Source organism: Bradyrhizobium sp. (genome assembly GCF_036735945.1).
In the GTDB taxonomy this organism is placed as follows: Bacteria; Pseudomonadota; Alphaproteobacteria; order Rhizobiales; family Xanthobacteraceae; genus Bradyrhizobium.
This window is the reverse complement of sequence record NZ_DAINNI010000111.1, coordinates 1-15,760: the sequence shown is the minus strand read 5'-3', so window position 1 is coordinate 15,760 and position 15,760 is coordinate 1. Positions and strand designations below refer to the sequence as shown.

The following is a 15,760-nucleotide window of genomic DNA, read 5'->3' as shown; positions in this document are numbered from 1 at the left end:
CCTCTCGTGTCCCGGACGCGGTGTAGCGTGCAACGCTGCTCCGCAGAGCCGGGACCCGCAACGTCCTCGCCTCGAGCGGCTGGGCCCCGGCTCAGCAGCGCACCACGATACAAGCGTATCGCGCTGCGCTGCGTCCGGGGCACGAGACATGCGCTCCTCGCAATGACGACGGATAGGGTGGCTTCGCAAACCTCTCCGCCCGCAGAGCCCGCCTGCGCAAATGCTGCGCCAAAACGCTACGACATCGCTACAATGGACCATGACGCGGTACACAACAGCCGGGCAGACGAGGGAGCAACACGCCATGACGAGACCGAGCGCAAAGGACATCAAGGCGATAGCTGATGTCGCCGGCGTGCCCGTGGACAACGAGGTTGCCGCACGTATCGCCAATTCGATCGGGCCGGCCTTCGAGAATTTTGCGCCGGTCGCCGGCACGCTGCCGTTCGATCTCGAGCCCGCGACCTTCCTGCTGGTGCACGCGCCGAAGGTGGCGAAATGAGCGCAGAGCCCGCATTGATGCCGCTGACGGCGGTTGCGAAGGCGATCGCCGAAAAGAAACTGTCCTCGCGCGAGGCGACGCAATCGTGCCTCGACCGCATCGCCAAACACAATCCGAAGCTCAACGCCTTCATGGCGATCGAGGCCGACGAGGCGCTGCAAGCGGCGGATCGTGCGGACGCGGCGCTGGCGAAGGGCGGCCCCAAGGGCGCGCTGCACGGCGTGCCGCTGGCGCACAAGGACATGTATTACGAGACGGGCAAGGTCGTCACCTGCGGCTCGAAGATCCGCCGGGATTTCGTCGCGACGACGACCGCCACCGCGCTGCAGCGGCTGAAGGATGCGGGGACGGTCCGGCTCGGTTCGCTGCAGATGGTCGAATTCGCCTTCGGGCCGACCGGCCACAACCCGCATTACGGCGCGGTGCGCAATCCCTGGAACACCGACCGCATCACCGGCGGCTCGTCGTCGGGATCGGGCTCGGCGGTCGGGGCGCGCCTGACCTTCGCGGCGCTGGGATCGGATACCGGCGGCTCGATCCGCATGCCCGCGCATTTCTGCGGCGTCACCGGCCTGAAGACCAGCGTCGGCCGGGTCAGCCGGGCCGGCGCGATGCCGCTGTCCTGGTCGCTCGACACGGTCGGGCCACTGGCCCGGACGGCCGAGGACTGCGCGTTGCTGACGGGGTTGATGGCCGGCGTCGACCCGGAGGACGTCACGACTTCGACGTCGCCGGTCACGGATTATCTGGCGGCGACGAAGCAGCCGGTCAGGGGACTGAGGATCGGCCTGCCGTCGGCCTATTATGTCGACGATCTCGATGCCGAAGTGGCGCGCGTCCTCGACGAGACCGTGGCCGTGCTTCGACGCGAAGGCGCCGAAATCGTCAAGGTCGAACTGCCGGACCAGCGCCAGCTTTCCGCCGCCTGCCAGATCGTGCTTGCCACCGAAGCCGCCGCCTTTCACAAGCGCTGGCTGATCGAGCGTCCGCAGGATTACGGCGCGCAGGTCCTGATGCGCCTGCAGAACGGGCTCGCGATTCCGGGCGTGACCTATCTCGAGGCGATGCGCTGGCGTGGGCCGGCGCTGTCGGCCTATCTCGCGGCGGTCGAAGGCACCGATGCCGTGATCGCGCCGGTGGCGCCGATGCCGGCGGTGACGATTGCCGAGAGCGATGTCGGCAACAGCCACGATGCGGAAGCCGTGATCCAGCGGATCACGCGCTTCACCCGTCCGATCAACTATCTCGGCCTGCCGTCGCTCTCGATCCCCGTGGGCTTCACCGCCAAGGGCCTGCCGGTCGGCATGCAGTTGATCGGCCGTTCCTTCGACGAGACGACGCTGGTGCGGATCGGTGCAGCCTTCCAGCGCGTCACCGACCATCACCAGAGGATACCCAGGCTGGCATGAGCAACCTACAGCGGGCGCCGATGCGGCTGTTGCCGCGGAAGCGCGCTGCACCGCGTCCGGGATGCGGGGTGGTTTAACCGCCCAGCCCGGGATCGGCCCAGCGTTCGATCTGTGACGGGCCGACGACCTGCTTCGGCTGGTGGGGGTTGAGCGTGCCGGCGTTGGCGGACCAGCCCTTGGCCAGGATTTGCATCGCAAACAGCTTGGCATCGACTTCATTCTTGAACGTGCGGGTCGAGCGCGCCGTGCCCCCCGTCGCTTCGCCCATCTTGTCCGGGCCGAACGTCACATACCAAATGTCGCCTTGTTTCATGCCAGTATTACGCGTGTGACATCAAAAAGTTCCGCTGCGCGGGTGCCGTCGGAGGTTGTGTCGACAACCGTTTGTGACGCGGTGGCGGACCCGAACCCGAACCTGACGGTCCAGTTATTCCGTCAGTTCGAAGGCGAATCGGTCCGCATTCGCACAAGCCGGCGGCAGCCGGCGGGCTGGTAGCGCCGCCGGAAGCGCGTCCTGGTCGCCGTCTACGGCGAGATCGGCCGGGTCTCGATGTCGGTGATTCCAGTGCCGTTTCCGCGCCAAATCGCGGCCCAAGCCGCCGCAGGCCCGGCGCCGGCATCAAATTGGCGGGCCCACCTGCGCCGCGGCCGTCTCTCCAGCGTCATAGCGGTGAACCGGATTAGGGTTAACGTGTCTTAAATGGACGGTGTCCGAAAACATCGGTAAAACCAGCACGTACTTATCCGCTTGCAGAGATACGCATAAATGGCAGCCGCTCCCGGCGTCCGGCGTTCCGAACTCGGTGAAGCGCTGCGCGCGTGCCGCAACGCCTTCCTCGGCGTCGGCGTCATGAGTTGCATGATCAACTTGTTGTACCTTACCGGCTCGATTTTCATGCTGGAGGTCTACGACCGCGTGCTGCCGAGCCGCAGCGTGCCGACCCTGGTCGGCCTCGTGATTCTCGCCGCCGGTCTCTACATCGCGCAGGGCAGCCTCGACCTGATCCGCGGTCGCATTCTCGGCCGGATCGGAACCGCGCTCGACGAAGCGCTCAACGCGCGCGTGTTCGAGACCGTGGTGCGGCTGCCGCTGAAGGTCGGCGGCCGCAACGAGGGCCTGCAGCCGCTGCGCGATCTCGACAATATCAGGTCGTTCCTCGGCAGCATGGGACCGGGTGCGTTCTTCGATCTGCCCTGGCTGCCGTTCTATCTCGCGATCTGTTTTGCGTTCCACTGGCTGCTCGGCGTCACCGCGTTGGTCGGCGCCGTCATCCTGGTGGCGCTGACGCTGATCACCGAGTTCCTGTCGCGCACGCCGGCGAAGGAGGCGATGACGCTGGCGGCGCGGCGCAATGACCTGGCCACCACGAGCCGCCGCAATGCCGAGGTGCTGGTCGCGATGGGCATGGCCGGACGCCTGACCCAGCGCTGGAGCGAGGCCAACGAGACCTATCTGGCCGGTAACCAGCGCGCCAGCGACGTCGCCGGCGGCCTCGGGGCAGTCGCCAAGGTGCTGCGCATGATGCTGCAATCGGCGGTGCTCGCGGTCGGCGCCTATCTCGTGATTCACCAGGAAGCCACCGCCGGCATCATCATCGCGGGCTCGATCCTGAGTGCGCGAGCGCTGGCGCCGGTCGACCTTGCCATCGCCCATTGGAAGGGTTTTGTCGCCGCGCGCCAGAGCTGGCACCGGCTCTCGGGGCTATTGGAAAAGATGCCGCCGACGAATCAGCAGACCATGCTGCAGGCGCCGACCTCGCGGCTGTCGGTCGAGGGCGTCGCCGTCGTGCCGCCGGGCGACCAGCGTGTCATCGTGCAGGATGTCAATTTCGCGGTCGAGGCCGGCACCGGCCTCGGCATCATCGGCCCGAGCGGTTCCGGCAAGTCGTCGCTGGTGCGCGCGCTGGTTGGCGTCTGGACTCCGGTCCGCGGCAAGGTGCGGCTCGACGGCGCGGCCATCGACCAATGGTCGTCGGATGTGCTCGGCCGGCATATCGGGTACCTGCCGCAGGACGTCGAACTGTTCGCCGGCACCGTGGCGCAGAACATCTGCCGCTTCGATCCCGAGGCGAAATCGGACGCGATCATCGCCGCCGCCAAGGAAGCCGGCGTGCACGAGATGATCATCAAGATGAGGGAGGGCTACGACACCCAGATCGGCGAGCAGGGCGCGGCGCTGTCGGCCGGCCAGGCGCAGCGCGTGGCGCTGGCGCGGGCGCTCTATGGGGACCCGTTCCTGATCGTGCTCGACGAGCCGAATTCCAACCTCGACAGCGAGGGCGACGAGGCGCTGACGCGCGCGGTACGGTCCGCGCGGGCGCGGGGCGCCATCGTGATCGTGGTGGCGCACCGGCCGATCGGCATCGAGGCGGTCGATCAGGTGCTGGTCCTGAAAGACGGCCGCATGCAGGCATTCGGTCCGAAGGAAACCGTGCTCGGCCAGGTGCTGCAGCGCGCGTCGTCTCCGCCGATCAAGATCGTGTCCGACGCGGGAGCTGCGAAGAAATCATGACCGACGGTTTGAAAGGCGCGCGCCGCTCGATCCGCTCGCACCTCATCGTGGGCCTCGCGCTGATGCTGGTGCTCGCGGGAGGGTTCGGCGGCTGGGCCTCGACGGTGCAGATTTCGGGTGCGCTGATCGCGCCGGGCTCGGTCGTGGTCGATTCCAACGTCAAGAAGGTGCAGCACCCGACCGGCGGCGTGGTCGGCGAGGTCCGCGTCCGCGACGGCGATGTCGTCAAGGCCGGCGATGTCGTGGTGCGGCTCGACGAGACCGTGGTCAAGGCGAGCCTTGCCATCGTCGTCAAGACGCTGAACGGCTTGTGGGCGCGCGCGGCGCGGCTCGAGGCCGAACAGCGCGGGCTCGACCAGATCAAATTTCCCTCGCAACTCACCGAGCGCGCCGACGATCCCGATGTGCGCGACGTCATGGCGAGCGAAACCAAGCTGTTCGAGGTTCGCGTGTTCGGACGCACCGGGCAGAAGTCGCAGCTTCGCGAGCGCGTCGCGCAGCTCAACGAGGAAATCGCCGGCCTCACCGCGCAGGAACAGGCCAAGGACAAGGAAATTGCGCTGGTGGAGAAGGAACTGGTCGGCGTCCGCCAGCTCTACGACCAGCGCCTGATCCAGCTCTCGCGCCTGACGGTGCTGGAGCGCGACCTAGCACGCCTGTCGGGCGAGCGCGCGCAATACATCGCCGCGCGGGCGCAAGCCAAGGGCAAGATCACCGAAACGGAATTGCAGATCATCCAGGTCGACAAGGACGTGGTCAGCGAGGTCTCCAAGGACCTGCGCGAGGCCAACGACAAGATCGGCGAATTCGTCGAGCGCAAGGTCACCGCCGAGGATCAGCTCCGTCGCATCGATATCCGCGCGCCGCAGGACGGCGTCGTGCTGCAATCGACGGTACACACCGTCGGCGGCGTCATCACCGCGGGCGATGCCATCATGATGATCGTGCCGAAAGCCGACGATCTCTCGGTCGAGGCCAAGGTCAATCCGCAGGATATCGACAAGCTGCAGGTCGGCCAGAAGACACTGCTCCGGCTCTCCGCCTTCAACCAGCGCACCACGCCGGAATTGAACGGCGTCGTCACCCGCGTCTCCGCCGACGTCACCACCGACCAGCGCACCGGCCAGAGCTACTACACCATCCGCGTCTCGATGCCGCCGGACGAAGTCGCCCGCCTCGGCGAGGTCAAGATCATCCCGGGCATGCCGGTGGAAGCCTTCGTCCAGACCGGCGACCGCACCTTGATGTCGTATCTGATGAAGCCGTTCAGCGACCAGTTGATGCGCTCGTTCCGGGAGCGGTGAGGGCTCCTCGTTCCTCGTTTCGGCTGTCCCGCGAATGCGGGGCATGACAGCCTGTTGTGCTGCGCCTTGGGGACTTACCGCCGATCATACTCATCCGGTCCCATCGCCCATGCCCACTCCTCGTGACCGGGCGCGTAGGTGCGGTTGGTCTCGGCCGGGTTGCGATTGACCAGCGGCCGCATGAACATCGGGTGGGTGGCGCTGCGCACCTCGTGCTCGACGGTGAACAGGTGCCTGCCATCGTCGAGGTCGACGATGTCGCGGAAGCGGTATTGATACTGGTTGTCTTCCTGCGAGATCAGGCCGCGCTCGCCAAGGCGACGATAGGGGCCGGAAAAATCCGTGATGTAGATCTGTACGTGATGGCCGTCATAGGAGGGCTGCGCGCGGTCGGTTTCGCGGAACTGCAGATACTGGTTCTTGCCGGCCGTGACGCGCGCCACCGTGCCATCGCCGTTCAACAGTTCGGCCTGCATTCCCATGATCGCGGGGTAGAAGGCTGAGATTGCCTTCGCTGCCCCGACCGGCACGTCGAACTCGACATAGGGAATGCCGAGCGTGATGTGCCCGAAGCGCTTGGCGTCCGGCTCATAGCAGCGCACGCGGTTGCCCCAGGGACAGATCGCCGCGACATGGTCGTTGTGCTCGCTGAATGCGAACGATGTTCCTTCCAGCTTCTTCGCCACCGACGCCAACCGATCCAGCAGCGCCGCGCGCCCGGCGATGACGAGGCCGGTATGGCCGCGCAGCACCTGCGCCGCGCCCTGTGGCAGATGAAACTGGCTCCTGCCGACATTGACCCACATATTGCTGTCGGAGACCATCAGATAGGGATCGCGGGTCAGCCCGAGGCCGGCGACGTAGAACAGCGTCGCCAGCCGCTGGTCGGGGATGGTGACGTTGACGTGCTCGAAATGAATGGAGTTGCCGAGATCCTCTGCGGCGCGGTCGAATTGTTGCATGATGAAATTCCGGATGTGCTGGATCGACTATCGTATTCCGTAGCCCGGATGGAGCGAAGCGCAATCCGGGAAACCGTCCATGTGGCGTGCGCGGCCCCCCGATTGCGCTGCGCTCCATCCGGGCTACGAGCGTTTTACTTCGACAGATTCTCCAGCAGCAAATTCAGCGCCGTCGTCGCAAACGCCTGCATGTTCGCCTGCCGGTCATTGCTCCCCGTCTCCAGCGTGAATACCGCGCTTTGCGGTCCCGCCACCGCCGTGCAGCAATGGCCCGCCGCATCGCCATAGCGGTTGCCGGTCGGCCCGGTCGCGCCGGTCTCCGACAGGCCCCAGTGGGTCGCAAAGCGCTGCCGGACCTGGCCGGCCAGCAGTGTGGCATAAGGCTCCGACGCCGAGCGGATGCCCTTCATCGCCTCATCAGGAATATCCATGAGGAGGCGTCGCGCATCCCGCGTGTAGACCACGCCGCCACCGAGGAAATAGGCGGAGGCGCCGGGCACCGACAGCAGGGCCGCCGAGATCAGGCCGCCGGTTGAGGATTCCGCGACCGCAATCGTCTGTTTGCGCGCGATCAATTGCGTGGCAATTTTTTCGGCGATTGTTATCAGCTCTTTCATCTCACCTCCCAAAATCCCGCCAGTCATGTCCTCCTAGCACAGGAGGTTCACGTTTGCCGAGTTGCGGCGCAGCGGCCGCCCTGATTGAATGGTTCAAACGACCGCCTTGAAGCGGCACACGGGGAAACACCATGACGTCGCCGATCGCCGGCGGCGTGGATTGCGATTTGCATCCCGCCGTTCCGCATTTGACCAGCCTGCTGCCCTATATGAACGACTATTGGCGCGACCAGGTCACGACGCGCGGCATGACCGACCTGGTCTCGCAATCCTATCCGACCAATTCGCCGATTTCCTCGCGTCCTGACTGGCGGCCGGCGCAGGGCAAGCCCGGCGCCGACATTGCCGAGATGCAGCGGCAGGCGCTCGACCGGTTCGGCACCGCCTACGGCATCTGCAATCCGCTCTACGGCGTGCAGATGGTGTTCTCCGAGGACATGCAGGACGCGTTCTGCCGTGCCCTCAACGATTGGCTGGCCAAGGAATGGCTCGACAGGGATGCGCGGCTGCGCGGCTCGATCGTGATCCCGACGCAAAGCGTCGAGAAATCCGTCGCCGAGATCGAGCGCTGCGCCGAGGACAAGCGCTTCGTCCAGGTTTTGATGCTGGTGATGGGCGACATGCCGCTCGGCAAGCGCGCCTACTGGCCGATCTACGCCGCCGCCGAACGCCTCGGCCTCACCATCGGCATCCACGCCGGCAGCGCCTATCATAACCCGCCGACCTCGGTCGGCTGGGGTTCCTACCATATCGAGGACTACGTCGCGCAGGCGACCGCGTTCCAGACCCAGATCACCAGCCTGATCGTGGAGGGGGTATTCGTCCGCCATCCCAGGCTGAAAATGGTCATGCTGGAATCAGGCTTCACCTGGCTGCCGGCCTATCTGTGGCGGCTGCACAAGTTCTGGCGCGGCATCCGCATGGAGACGCCGTGGGTGGACCGCGCGCCGCTGGAGATTGTGCGCAGCAACATCCGCTTCTCGCTGCAGCCGGTCGACGCGCCGCCGGATCCGGCAACCCTGAACCGGCTGTTTGACCATATGCAGTCGGACGAATTGCTCCTATTCTCGACCGACTATCCGCACTGGCAGTTCGACGGTGACGAGGTGCTGCCGCCGGGACTGTCGGCCGATCTGGTCCGCAAGATCATGATCGACAATCCGCTCGCGACATACGGCCGGTTGCAGGTAGTACCGGCATGATCCCAAAAAGTGGAGACCGGTTTTTGGGCCAGATCATGCCGAGGCAAAAGGAGACGACGCCATGAACGTCCAGTTCCGCCCGGAGTCCGCGGCCTCAACCAGCATCAAGACCGCGATCGCCGATTGCGACATTCATCCGGCGCGCGCCAGCAATGATGAGCTCTTTCCGTTCATGGCAAAGCGCTGGCAAGGACATCTCGAAGCCTACGGCAAGCAGGCCTATCACGGCATGATGGAAGGCCCGCCCTATCCGAAGGCGCAGCCGAATGCCTCGCGCCGCGACGCCTGGCCGCCGGAAGGCGGGCCGCAGGGCTCCTCGCTGTCGTTCATGCAGAAGCAACTGCTCGATCCCCATAACGTCGCGCTCGGCGTGCTCAATCCGCTCAACAGCGGGCAGGGCCTGCGCAACCAGGATCTGGCCGCTGCGATCTGTTCCGCGATCAATGACTGGCAGATCGAGAAATGGACCAGCAAGGACAAGCGCCTGAAGGGCTCGATCGTTGTCGCCAATGAGGATGGCGTCACCGCCGCCGCCGAAATCCGCAAGCGCGCGGGCGATCCGAATTACGTGCAGGTGCTGCTGCTCTCGCGCAATGTCGAGCCGCTTGGCCAGCGCCGCTACTGGCCGATCTACGAGGCCGCGCAGGAGATCGGATTGCCGGTCGGCGTGCACGCTTTCGGATTCGGCGGCAATCCGCTGACCCCGTCGGGCTGGCCGAGCTTCTACATCGAGGAGATGGTCGGCCACGCGCAGTGCCAGCAGACCGTGCTGGCGAGCCTCGTGCTCGAAGGCGTGTTCGAGCGCTTCCCCCGGCTGAAGATGGTGATGATCGAGGCCGGCTTCGGCTGGGCGCCGTCGCTGGCCTGGCGGCTCGACAAGCACTTCGAGAAGCTGCGCAGCGAGGTGCCGCATCTCAAGCGCAAGCCGTCGGAATATATCCGCGACCACATCTGGTGGACCACGCAGCCGATGGAAGATCCGGAGCGGCGCGATCATCTGTTCCAGACGATCGAGTGGATCGGCTGGGACAGGCTGTTGTTCGCCACCGACTACCCGCATTGGGATTTCGACGAGCCGTCGCGCGTGCTGCCTCCCGGCGTCAGCGAGGCCAACCGCGAGGCGTTCTATCTCGGCAACGCCAGGAAGCTGTACGGGATATCCTGATGGTGCGGCATGTGATCGCCCCGGTGGACGAGTTGCCGCCGGGGACGCGAAAATTCCTCGACATCGACGGCCGGCCGATCGCGATCTTCAACATCAAGGGCGAGTTCTTCGGCCTGTTGAACCGCTGCCCGCATCAGGGCGCGGCGCTATGCGAGGGACCGCTGATCGGGTTGGCGCAATCCAGCAGTCCCGGCGAGATCGAATACACCAGGCTCGGCGAGATCATCCGCTGCCCCTGGCACGGCTGGGAGTTCGATATCCGCACCGGCCAGTCCTACTGCGACCCCAAACGCTTCCGCGCCCGGGCCTATGCCGTCAATGTCGAGCCGGGATCGGCCGTGGTGAAGGGGCCGTATGTCGCCGAGACCATCGCGGTCTCGGTCGAGAGCGATTACGTGGTGGTGGATTTGTAGTCGATCCCCGATTCCTGCGTCATTGCGAGGAGCGACGCGACGAAGCAATCCATATTTCGGCTCGCGGCGCTATGGATTGCTTCGCTGCGCTCGCAATGACGGCCGACGCCTTACTCGCCTGCCCCGTGCGCCATCGCCCTGCGCTCCATCGCGTAGCGCACCAGCGCGGTGAAGCGGTAGATGCCGTGGACGAACTTGCCGTAGGGCATGGTGACGAACAGCGAGAACACCACGCCGAGATGCAGCGCCAGCAGCGGGCCCATCGCCGCCGTCTCGCGCAGGATCAATAGCGCCATGCCGGTGAGGCCGGTGAGGAACAGCATGACGATGAAGGCTATGTCCATGCCGTAGCGCGCTTCGTCGACCAGCACGGTGTCGCGCTTCGATCGTTCGGTGAGCAGGCCGATCGGCCCGATCAGCAGGCCGATGCCGCCGAGCGTGCCGAGCACGACGGGCAGATCCCACCACGGATACGGCGCCTCTCGCGCCAGCAGATAGTGATAGAGCGTGGCGACGCAGGTGGACGCAAAGCACAGCGCGAAGCCGTAAAATGTAAAATGGTGATAGAGCCGGCGGCGGTCGGTCGGGCGATCGTCCTCGTTGAAGCAGCCGACGCCGCCGCCATCAAGATAGCGCAGATCGCCGGCGTCGCGGATCGCCCGGAACAGGGCGCCCGCTTCGACCTTCATGCCGACGGGTTCGCCGATGTCGCGCCAGAACGCACGCACGCCCATCAACAGCGCCGCGATCGCATAGAGGAACGCCGCGCCGAACAGCGCCGCCATCGCATTGTGCGGCATCAATTTGTAGAACGCGCCGGGCCCGGTATGGACGCCGAACAGCACCTGCCGGTCGTGCCAGGCCGCGAAGCCGAAGATGAACGCGGCAACGCTGAGCGCGGCGACGAGGCTGATGACGAGCCCGTTGCGCGCGAAGGCGCCGGCGAAGGCGCGGGGCCAGACGTAGGCCGCCCAGGATTCGGCGCGGGCCACGGCAAGCGTCTTCGGCACATTGACGTCGAACTCATGCGGCGGCGAGAACTGGCAATCGGTGTAGCAGGCGCCGCAGGCGTGGCAGAGATTGGCGAGATAGTTGAGGTCGCCATCGGAGAACGCGCGGCGCATCTCCATCGCGGGGAATACCGCGCAGAGGCCCTCGCAATAGCGGCAGGAATTGCAGACCGTCATCAGGCGGTCGGCTTCCTCGAGAATTCGCGTTCCGTGCATCCCTTGGCTTCCTGCCTCCTCGAGCGAAACTCGCCTACTTCGTAAGGCCCTTGCCCTTGCTTGGTGAACTCGGCACCTGTCTAGTTCCGCGCATTCTTCGCCGCTTCGCGTCCCGCGACGCGGCCGAACACGCTGCCGATGGTCATGCCGATGCCGGCCGCATAACCCTTGCCGAGCACGTTGCCGGCCATGATCTCGCCGGCTGCGAACATGTTGGCGGAAGGCCTGCCGTCCTTCATCACCATGCGTGACTGCTTGTTTACGCGGGTGCCGAGATAGGTGAAGGTGATGCCGGGCCGCACCGGATAGGCGAGATAGGGCGGCGTATCGATCTTGCGCGCCCAATGCGTCTTCGCCGGCGTGATGCCTTCGGTGCGGCAATCGTCAAGGATGGTGTGATCGAAGGTGCCGGGCTGCACCGCGGCGTTGAAGTCGCGAACCGTCCTCTCCAGCGCTGTGGGATCGAGCCCGAGCTTGCCGGCGAGTTCGGTAAGCGTAGCGTCCGCGATCGGCGGAAACAGTGTCGGCATGAAGCTGGTCACGACGGTCGAGTCAAAGATGATGTAGGCGATCTGGTCCGGCTGCGCGGCGACCAGGCGGCCCCAGATCGCGTAGCGCTTCGGCCAGATGTCCTCGCCCTCGTCGTAGAATCGCTGGGCATGCTTGTTGACGACAATGCCGAACACGACCGAATCGTGCCGGGTGATGATGCCGCCGTCGAATTTCGGCGCGCGGGCGTCGATCGCGACCGCATGGCACTGGGTGGGATCGCCGATGTCCTGGACGCCCTTGTCGAGCAGCATTTTCAGGATCGAGCCGCGGTTGTAGGGCGTGCCGCGGATCAGGAAATTGTCGGCCGCCTCGCCCCAATATTGCTTCAGCCATTCGATGTTGGCCTCGAAGCCGCCGGCCGCCGCGACCAGTGCGGATGCGCGGATTTCGCTCGCGCCGCCGATCGGCTGCTTCAGCTTGGCCGCGAGAAACATGCCGTCCTCGATCTCGAGGTCGACGACCTCGGCGTCGTAGAAGATCTCGACGCCGAGCCTCTCCGCCGTGAGATAGAGCGCGTTCAGCATCGCGCGGCCGCCGCCGAGAAAGAACGAATTGGTGCGGCCGAGACTCAGCGTGCCGCCGAGCGAGGGTTGCCATCGCACTCCCTGTTCGACGATCCAGTTCAGGATGTCCTTGGACTCCCGGATCATGAACCTGGCGAGTTCCTCGTCGGTCTGCCCGCCGGTCAGGCGCAACAGATCGTCCCAGAACTCCTCTTCGGTATAGGGACCGGTGAGAATCTCGGTCGCGGCGTCGTGCGCGCAGCGCATGTTGCGGGTGTGGCGGGTATTGCCGCCGCGATAGAATTTCGGCGCGCCTTCCAGCACCAGCACGGATGCGCCGGCGCGGCGCGCGCTGATCGCGGCGCAGAGCGCGGCGTTGCCGCCGCCAATCACCAGCACATCGAACTTCTGATTCAAATCGGCCATACGCTCTTGTTGTCGTTGTTGGCCTGGAATTCCAGCCGGCGCTCGGCGAGGCAAATCCATCCGCCCGTTGCGATTGTCTAGCCTGATGTAGCGGCCGCGTCACCCGTCTCGTGCGGTCCGTATTCGCAATCGGCATGGCCGCATGCGACGATGTCGGATGCATCGCGCGGCGCGGAATAATTTCAGGAGTGGTTCTGCACGGAGCCGAGCAGCCATTGCCTGAACGCCGAGAGTTTTGGCTGATCGTTACGCCCCGCCGGCGAGACGAGGTAGAAGCCGGCATCGACAGGGAAGGCCATCTTGAAGGGAACGACGAGGCGTCCCCTGGCGATATCCTCCGCGACATAGGCGGTGCGGCCCATCGCGACCCCGAGGCCGTCGATCGCCGCTTGCACGGTCATGAAGATCAGGTCGAAGGTCAGGCCCGGCTGCCTTGAAAAATCCGCCGGCAGCCCGGCGGCCGTCAGCCATAGCCGCCAATCGTCGCTGTTGGCGTTGCTGGTGTGCAGCAGCACATGATCCTTGAGGTCTTCAGGGCATTTCAGCGGCTTGTTGCCCTTGAGCAGCGCGGGACTGCATACCGGAAACAGTTCGTCCGCCATCAGCCAGTCGGCGCGTACGCCCTGCCATTGGCCGCGGCCATAGCGGATGGCGGCGTCGACCTTGTCGCGCTGGAAATCGACCAGGCTGGTCGAGGTGGTGATGCGCACGTCGATGCCGGGATGGGCTTCCTGGAACGCGGTCAGCCGCGGCAGCAGCCATTTGGCGGCGAGCGAGGCCAGCGTCGAGACGGTCAGCACGCGGTCGTCGTCCTTGCGCAGCAGACGGTCGGTCGCAAGACGCAGATCGTTGAAGGCGGCACGAATGCCGGGAAGATAGTCCTGCGCTTCCGCCGTCAGCGTCAGCGAGCGGTTCTGGCGGATGAACAGGCGAACCCCGAGCTCTTCTTCCAGCCGCTTGATCTGATGGCTGATCGCGGTCTGCGTGACGTTCAGCTCGGATGCCGCCTGCGTGAAGCTCAAGTGCCGCGCTGCGGCCTCGAATGCCCGCAATCCATTCAGCGACGGCAGCCTGGCGGTCATCTCACAATCCTCAAATACATGAGCTTATTTCATCCGAAACGGTACAAAGTGTCGTTTGTGAAAGGCTGCCTGGAAGTACATGTTAGCTCCAACAGACTACTACAGGAGCCTCAAATGTCCACTTTCACCCATGAATCGATGATAAATCATCATGCTCCGGGACTTTTATCCCAGTTGGCCGACACCGTCCATGTCTGGCGGCGGCGTTACCGCTCCCGGAAGGAACTGGCGAACTGGTCCGAGCGCGAGTTGCACGACGTCGGCATCTCCTCGAGCGACATCGCCTACGAGATCGATAAGCCGTTCTGGCGGGCCTGAGGTGCAGCCAGGCTGGCGCCGCCTTATCCGAGGGGCGCCGGCCAATCTTCTTGAAGCCAGCGGGAGCGCGCGATGACCAGGCTCCGTTTCGACGATCTCAGGCAATATTCCGACGTGCTGCGCTCCCGGCACAACGAGGCCGTGACCGTGCGTTTCGTCGAACCGCGCGATGCCGAGGCGCTGCAGAACTATTTCCGGGCGCTGACGACACGCTCGCGCTACAGCCGCTTCCTCGGCGCCGCCCGCGAACTGGCGCCGTCGGTGCTGGAGGATTTCATTCACGTCGGTGAAGCTGACAGATTCACCGTGGTGGCGACCATGCTGGTCGACGGCCGCGAGATCATCGTCGGCGAAGCGCGCTATGCGTTTGACAGTGAGACGACCTCGATCGAGTTCGGGCTGTCGATCGACGATCGCTGGCAGGGCCGCGGCATCGGCAAGGCACTGTTGAAGAATATCGAGTGCCGCGCGGCATCGTTCGGCGCCGAACACCTCTTTGGCGACACGCTGCGCTCCAACGACGCCATGATCGCGCTCGCCCGCAAGGCCGGCTACGCCTTCACCAACTCGCCCGGCGACTGGAAGCTGACGCGCTTCCAGAAAGATATCCAGAAACAAATTAACGTCGGACCGCAGGAAATCCCATGCGCCAGTTGGCGGCTTGCCGCCGTCTCTCCCAGCGCCATGTCCTCGCTTGCGGTTTGATAGACTGAGCCCGGTTCTGGCCGCACCAGAACCGGGCTATTTTCGCAGCTACGCCGCTTGCTCTATGCGCCGCTGAACACCGGCTTGCGCTTTTCGATGAAGGCCTGCACCGCTTCCTTGTGATCTGATGTCACCTGTGTGCGGATCATGCGCTCGGCCTCATGGTCGCGCGCGGTGGCGAAGTCGAACGACAGCGCTTCGTCCAGATTGTCCTTCATGTAGCGGATCGCGATCGTCGGCCCTTCGGCGATCGATTTGGCGAGCGCGAAGGCCTCCGCCTGCAGCCTGTCGTCGGGAACCACGCGGTTCACCAGGCCGATGACCTCGCACCTGTCGGCATCGACGCGCTCGCAGGTGAACATCAGTTCGCGGGCCCGCGACGTGCCGACCAGCCGTGTCAGCAGCCAGGCGATGCCATAATCGCCGCTGAGGCCGACCTTGAGGTAGCCCGTGGAGAGGAAAGCCGATTTCGCGGCGATCCTGATATCGCACGCCATCGCAAGCGCGAGGCCGGCGCCGACCGCAGGCCCGGGCAGGGCGGCAATGGTCGGTTTGCGCACCGCGACCAGTGCCCCGGTCAAGAGACGCTGCCGCTCCTGCAGGTCGGCGACCCGCTCGTCATGGGACATTGCGAGCTTGGCCTTGTCGCGATTGGCGCCCATGCCCTTGACGTTGCCGCCCGCGCAGAACGCGGTTCCCGCACCGGTCAGCAGCAGCACGCCGACATCGCGATTCTCGCCGCAAGCCTTGATCATGTTGCGCAAGGCCGGGGTCAGATTATCCGACATCGCGTTGCGCGCCTCGGGGCGGTTCAGCGTGATGATGGCGACGCGGTCGCGGATCACGCAGAGCAGTTCGTCGG

General features: G+C 65.1%; 16 protein-coding genes. 9 read left to right on the top strand and 7 right to left on the bottom strand.

The features are described from left to right. Nucleotides 1-304: 304 nt before the first annotated feature. Nucleotides 305-502, top strand: coding sequence for a hypothetical protein (locus V7E26_RS24120; RefSeq protein ID WP_324421007.1), 198 nt, complete (start codon nt 305-307; stop codon nt 500-502). Next, the gene (locus V7E26_RS24115; RefSeq protein ID WP_324421005.1) at nt 499-1,911 is read left to right on the top strand and encodes an amidase; all 1,413 of its coding nucleotides are present in this window, start codon (nt 499-501) and stop codon (nt 1,909-1,911) included. The genes V7E26_RS24120 and V7E26_RS24115 overlap by 4 nt, the downstream gene beginning before the upstream one ends. Nucleotides 1,912-1,984: 73 nt before the next feature. On the opposite strand, the gene V7E26_RS24110 is transcribed toward V7E26_RS24115, so the two are convergent. Beyond that, nucleotides 1,985-2,224 carry a hypothetical protein gene (locus V7E26_RS24110; RefSeq protein WP_324421003.1) on the bottom strand — a complete coding sequence of 80 codons (240 nt, stop codon included), beginning with the start codon at nt 2,222-2,224 and terminating at the stop codon, nt 1,985-1,987. A 453-nt stretch (nt 2,225-2,677) separates the two neighbouring features. Here V7E26_RS24110 and V7E26_RS24105 point away from each other — a divergent pair, with 453 nt between their 5' ends. After that, complete coding sequence (locus V7E26_RS24105; protein ID WP_324421001.1) at nt 2,678-4,423, top strand: type I secretion system permease/ATPase; 1,746 nt, start codon at nt 2,678-2,680, stop codon at nt 4,421-4,423. Further along, entirely contained in the window at nt 4,420-5,727 is a 1,308-nt protein-coding gene (locus V7E26_RS24100) for an HlyD family type I secretion periplasmic adaptor subunit (protein WP_324420999.1), read from the top strand. Before V7E26_RS24105 ends, V7E26_RS24100 begins: the two co-directional genes overlap by 4 nt. Nucleotides 5,728-5,801: 74 nt before the next feature. On the opposite strand, the gene V7E26_RS24095 is transcribed toward V7E26_RS24100, so the two are convergent. After that, nucleotides 5,802-6,692, bottom strand: a complete 891-nt coding sequence (locus V7E26_RS24095; RefSeq protein WP_324421013.1) for a hypothetical protein — start codon at nt 6,690-6,692, stop codon at nt 5,802-5,804. A 131-nt stretch (nt 6,693-6,823) separates the two neighbouring features. Next, nucleotides 6,824-7,306: a CinA family protein gene (locus V7E26_RS24090; RefSeq protein ID WP_324420998.1), complete on the bottom strand. Its 483-nt coding sequence runs from the start codon at nt 7,304-7,306 to the stop codon at nt 6,824-6,826. Nucleotides 7,307-7,437: 131 nt separating this feature from the next. Here V7E26_RS24090 and V7E26_RS24085 point away from each other — a divergent pair, with 131 nt between their 5' ends. From V7E26_RS24085 to V7E26_RS24075, 3 genes are all read left to right on the top strand, one after another. Beyond that, nucleotides 7,438-8,508 (top strand): amidohydrolase family protein, encoded by a 1,071-nt coding sequence (locus V7E26_RS24085; protein ID WP_324420996.1) that lies wholly within the window; start codon nt 7,438-7,440, stop codon nt 8,506-8,508. A 61-nt stretch (nt 8,509-8,569) separates the two neighbouring features. Then, complete coding sequence (locus tag V7E26_RS24080) at nt 8,570-9,673, top strand: amidohydrolase family protein (protein ID WP_324420994.1); 1,104 nt, start codon at nt 8,570-8,572, stop codon at nt 9,671-9,673. Then, a complete protein-coding gene (locus tag V7E26_RS24075; RefSeq protein WP_324420992.1) occupies nt 9,673-10,086 on the top strand; it encodes a Rieske (2Fe-2S) protein in 414 nt (137 codons plus the stop codon). The genes V7E26_RS24080 and V7E26_RS24075 overlap by 1 nt, the downstream gene beginning before the upstream one ends. A 110-nt stretch (nt 10,087-10,196) precedes the next feature. Here V7E26_RS24075 and tcuB read toward each other — a convergent pair whose 3' ends face one another. The 3 genes from tcuB to V7E26_RS24060 all read right to left on the bottom strand — a co-directional run bounded on the left by tcuB (nt 10,197) and on the right by V7E26_RS24060 (nt 13,875). Further along, on the bottom strand, nt 10,197-11,312 hold the full coding sequence (tcuB, locus tag V7E26_RS24070) for a tricarballylate utilization 4Fe-4S protein TcuB (RefSeq protein WP_324420989.1): 1,116 nt from the start codon (nt 11,310-11,312) through the stop codon (nt 10,197-10,199). A gap of 80 nt (nt 11,313-11,392) precedes the next feature. After that, on the bottom strand, nt 11,393-12,784 hold the full coding sequence (tcuA, locus tag V7E26_RS24065) for an FAD-dependent tricarballylate dehydrogenase TcuA (protein ID WP_324421011.1): 1,392 nt from the start codon (nt 12,782-12,784) through the stop codon (nt 11,393-11,395). Nucleotides 12,785-12,975: 191 nt separating this feature from the next. Then, nucleotides 12,976-13,875, bottom strand: coding sequence for a transcriptional regulator GcvA (locus V7E26_RS24060; RefSeq protein ID WP_324420987.1), 900 nt, complete (start codon nt 13,873-13,875; stop codon nt 12,976-12,978). A 114-nt stretch (nt 13,876-13,989) separates the two neighbouring features. Here V7E26_RS24060 and V7E26_RS24055 point away from each other — a divergent pair, with 114 nt between their 5' ends. Together V7E26_RS24055 and V7E26_RS24050 are read left to right on the top strand one after the other, a co-directional pair. Continuing rightward, a complete protein-coding gene (locus V7E26_RS24055; protein WP_324420985.1) occupies nt 13,990-14,193 on the top strand; it encodes a DUF1127 domain-containing protein in 204 nt (67 codons plus the stop codon). Nucleotides 14,194-14,265: 72 nt separating this feature from the next. Beyond that, on the top strand, nt 14,266-14,898 hold the full coding sequence (locus V7E26_RS24050) for a GNAT family N-acetyltransferase (protein WP_324420983.1): 633 nt from the start codon (nt 14,266-14,268) through the stop codon (nt 14,896-14,898). 62 nt (nt 14,899-14,960) lie between these two features. On the opposite strand, the gene V7E26_RS24045 is transcribed toward V7E26_RS24050, so the two are convergent. Then, entirely contained in the window at nt 14,961-15,752 is a 792-nt protein-coding gene (locus V7E26_RS24045; protein WP_324421009.1) for an enoyl-CoA hydratase, read from the bottom strand. Between the last annotated feature and the right edge of the window lie 8 nt (nt 15,753-15,760).

Excerpts from the sequence above, each read along its gene's own strand:
- tcuB (WP_324420989.1), bottom strand. The coding sequence starts at position 11,312 with ATGCACGGAACGCGAATTCTCGAGGAAGCCGACCGCCTGATGACGGTC.
- V7E26_RS24110 (WP_324421003.1), bottom strand. The coding sequence starts at position 2,224 with ATGAAACAAGGCGACATTTGGTATGTGACGTTCGGCCCGGACAAGATG.
- V7E26_RS24080 (WP_324420994.1), top strand. The coding sequence starts at position 8,570 with ATGAACGTCCAGTTCCGCCCGGAGTCCGCGGCCTCAACCAGCATCAAG.
- V7E26_RS24105 (WP_324421001.1), top strand. The coding sequence starts at position 2,678 with ATGGCAGCCGCTCCCGGCGTCCGGCGTTCCGAACTCGGTGAAGCGCTG.
- V7E26_RS24120 (WP_324421007.1), top strand. The coding sequence starts at position 305 with ATGACGAGACCGAGCGCAAAGGACATCAAGGCGATAGCTGATGTCGCC.
- V7E26_RS24085 (WP_324420996.1), top strand. The coding sequence starts at position 7,438 with ATGACGTCGCCGATCGCCGGCGGCGTGGATTGCGATTTGCATCCCGCC.
- V7E26_RS24100 (WP_324420999.1), top strand. The coding sequence starts at position 4,420 with ATGACCGACGGTTTGAAAGGCGCGCGCCGCTCGATCCGCTCGCACCTC.
- V7E26_RS24115 (WP_324421005.1), top strand. The coding sequence starts at position 499 with ATGAGCGCAGAGCCCGCATTGATGCCGCTGACGGCGGTTGCGAAGGCG.
- V7E26_RS24060 (WP_324420987.1), bottom strand. The coding sequence starts at position 13,875 with ATGACCGCCAGGCTGCCGTCGCTGAATGGATTGCGGGCATTCGAGGCC.
- V7E26_RS24090 (WP_324420998.1), bottom strand. The coding sequence starts at position 7,306 with ATGAAAGAGCTGATAACAATCGCCGAAAAAATTGCCACGCAATTGATC.
- V7E26_RS24050 (WP_324420983.1), top strand. The coding sequence starts at position 14,266 with ATGACCAGGCTCCGTTTCGACGATCTCAGGCAATATTCCGACGTGCTG.
- V7E26_RS24055 (WP_324420985.1), top strand. The coding sequence starts at position 13,990 with ATGTCCACTTTCACCCATGAATCGATGATAAATCATCATGCTCCGGGA.
- V7E26_RS24075 (WP_324420992.1), top strand. The coding sequence starts at position 9,673 with ATGGTGCGGCATGTGATCGCCCCGGTGGACGAGTTGCCGCCGGGGACG.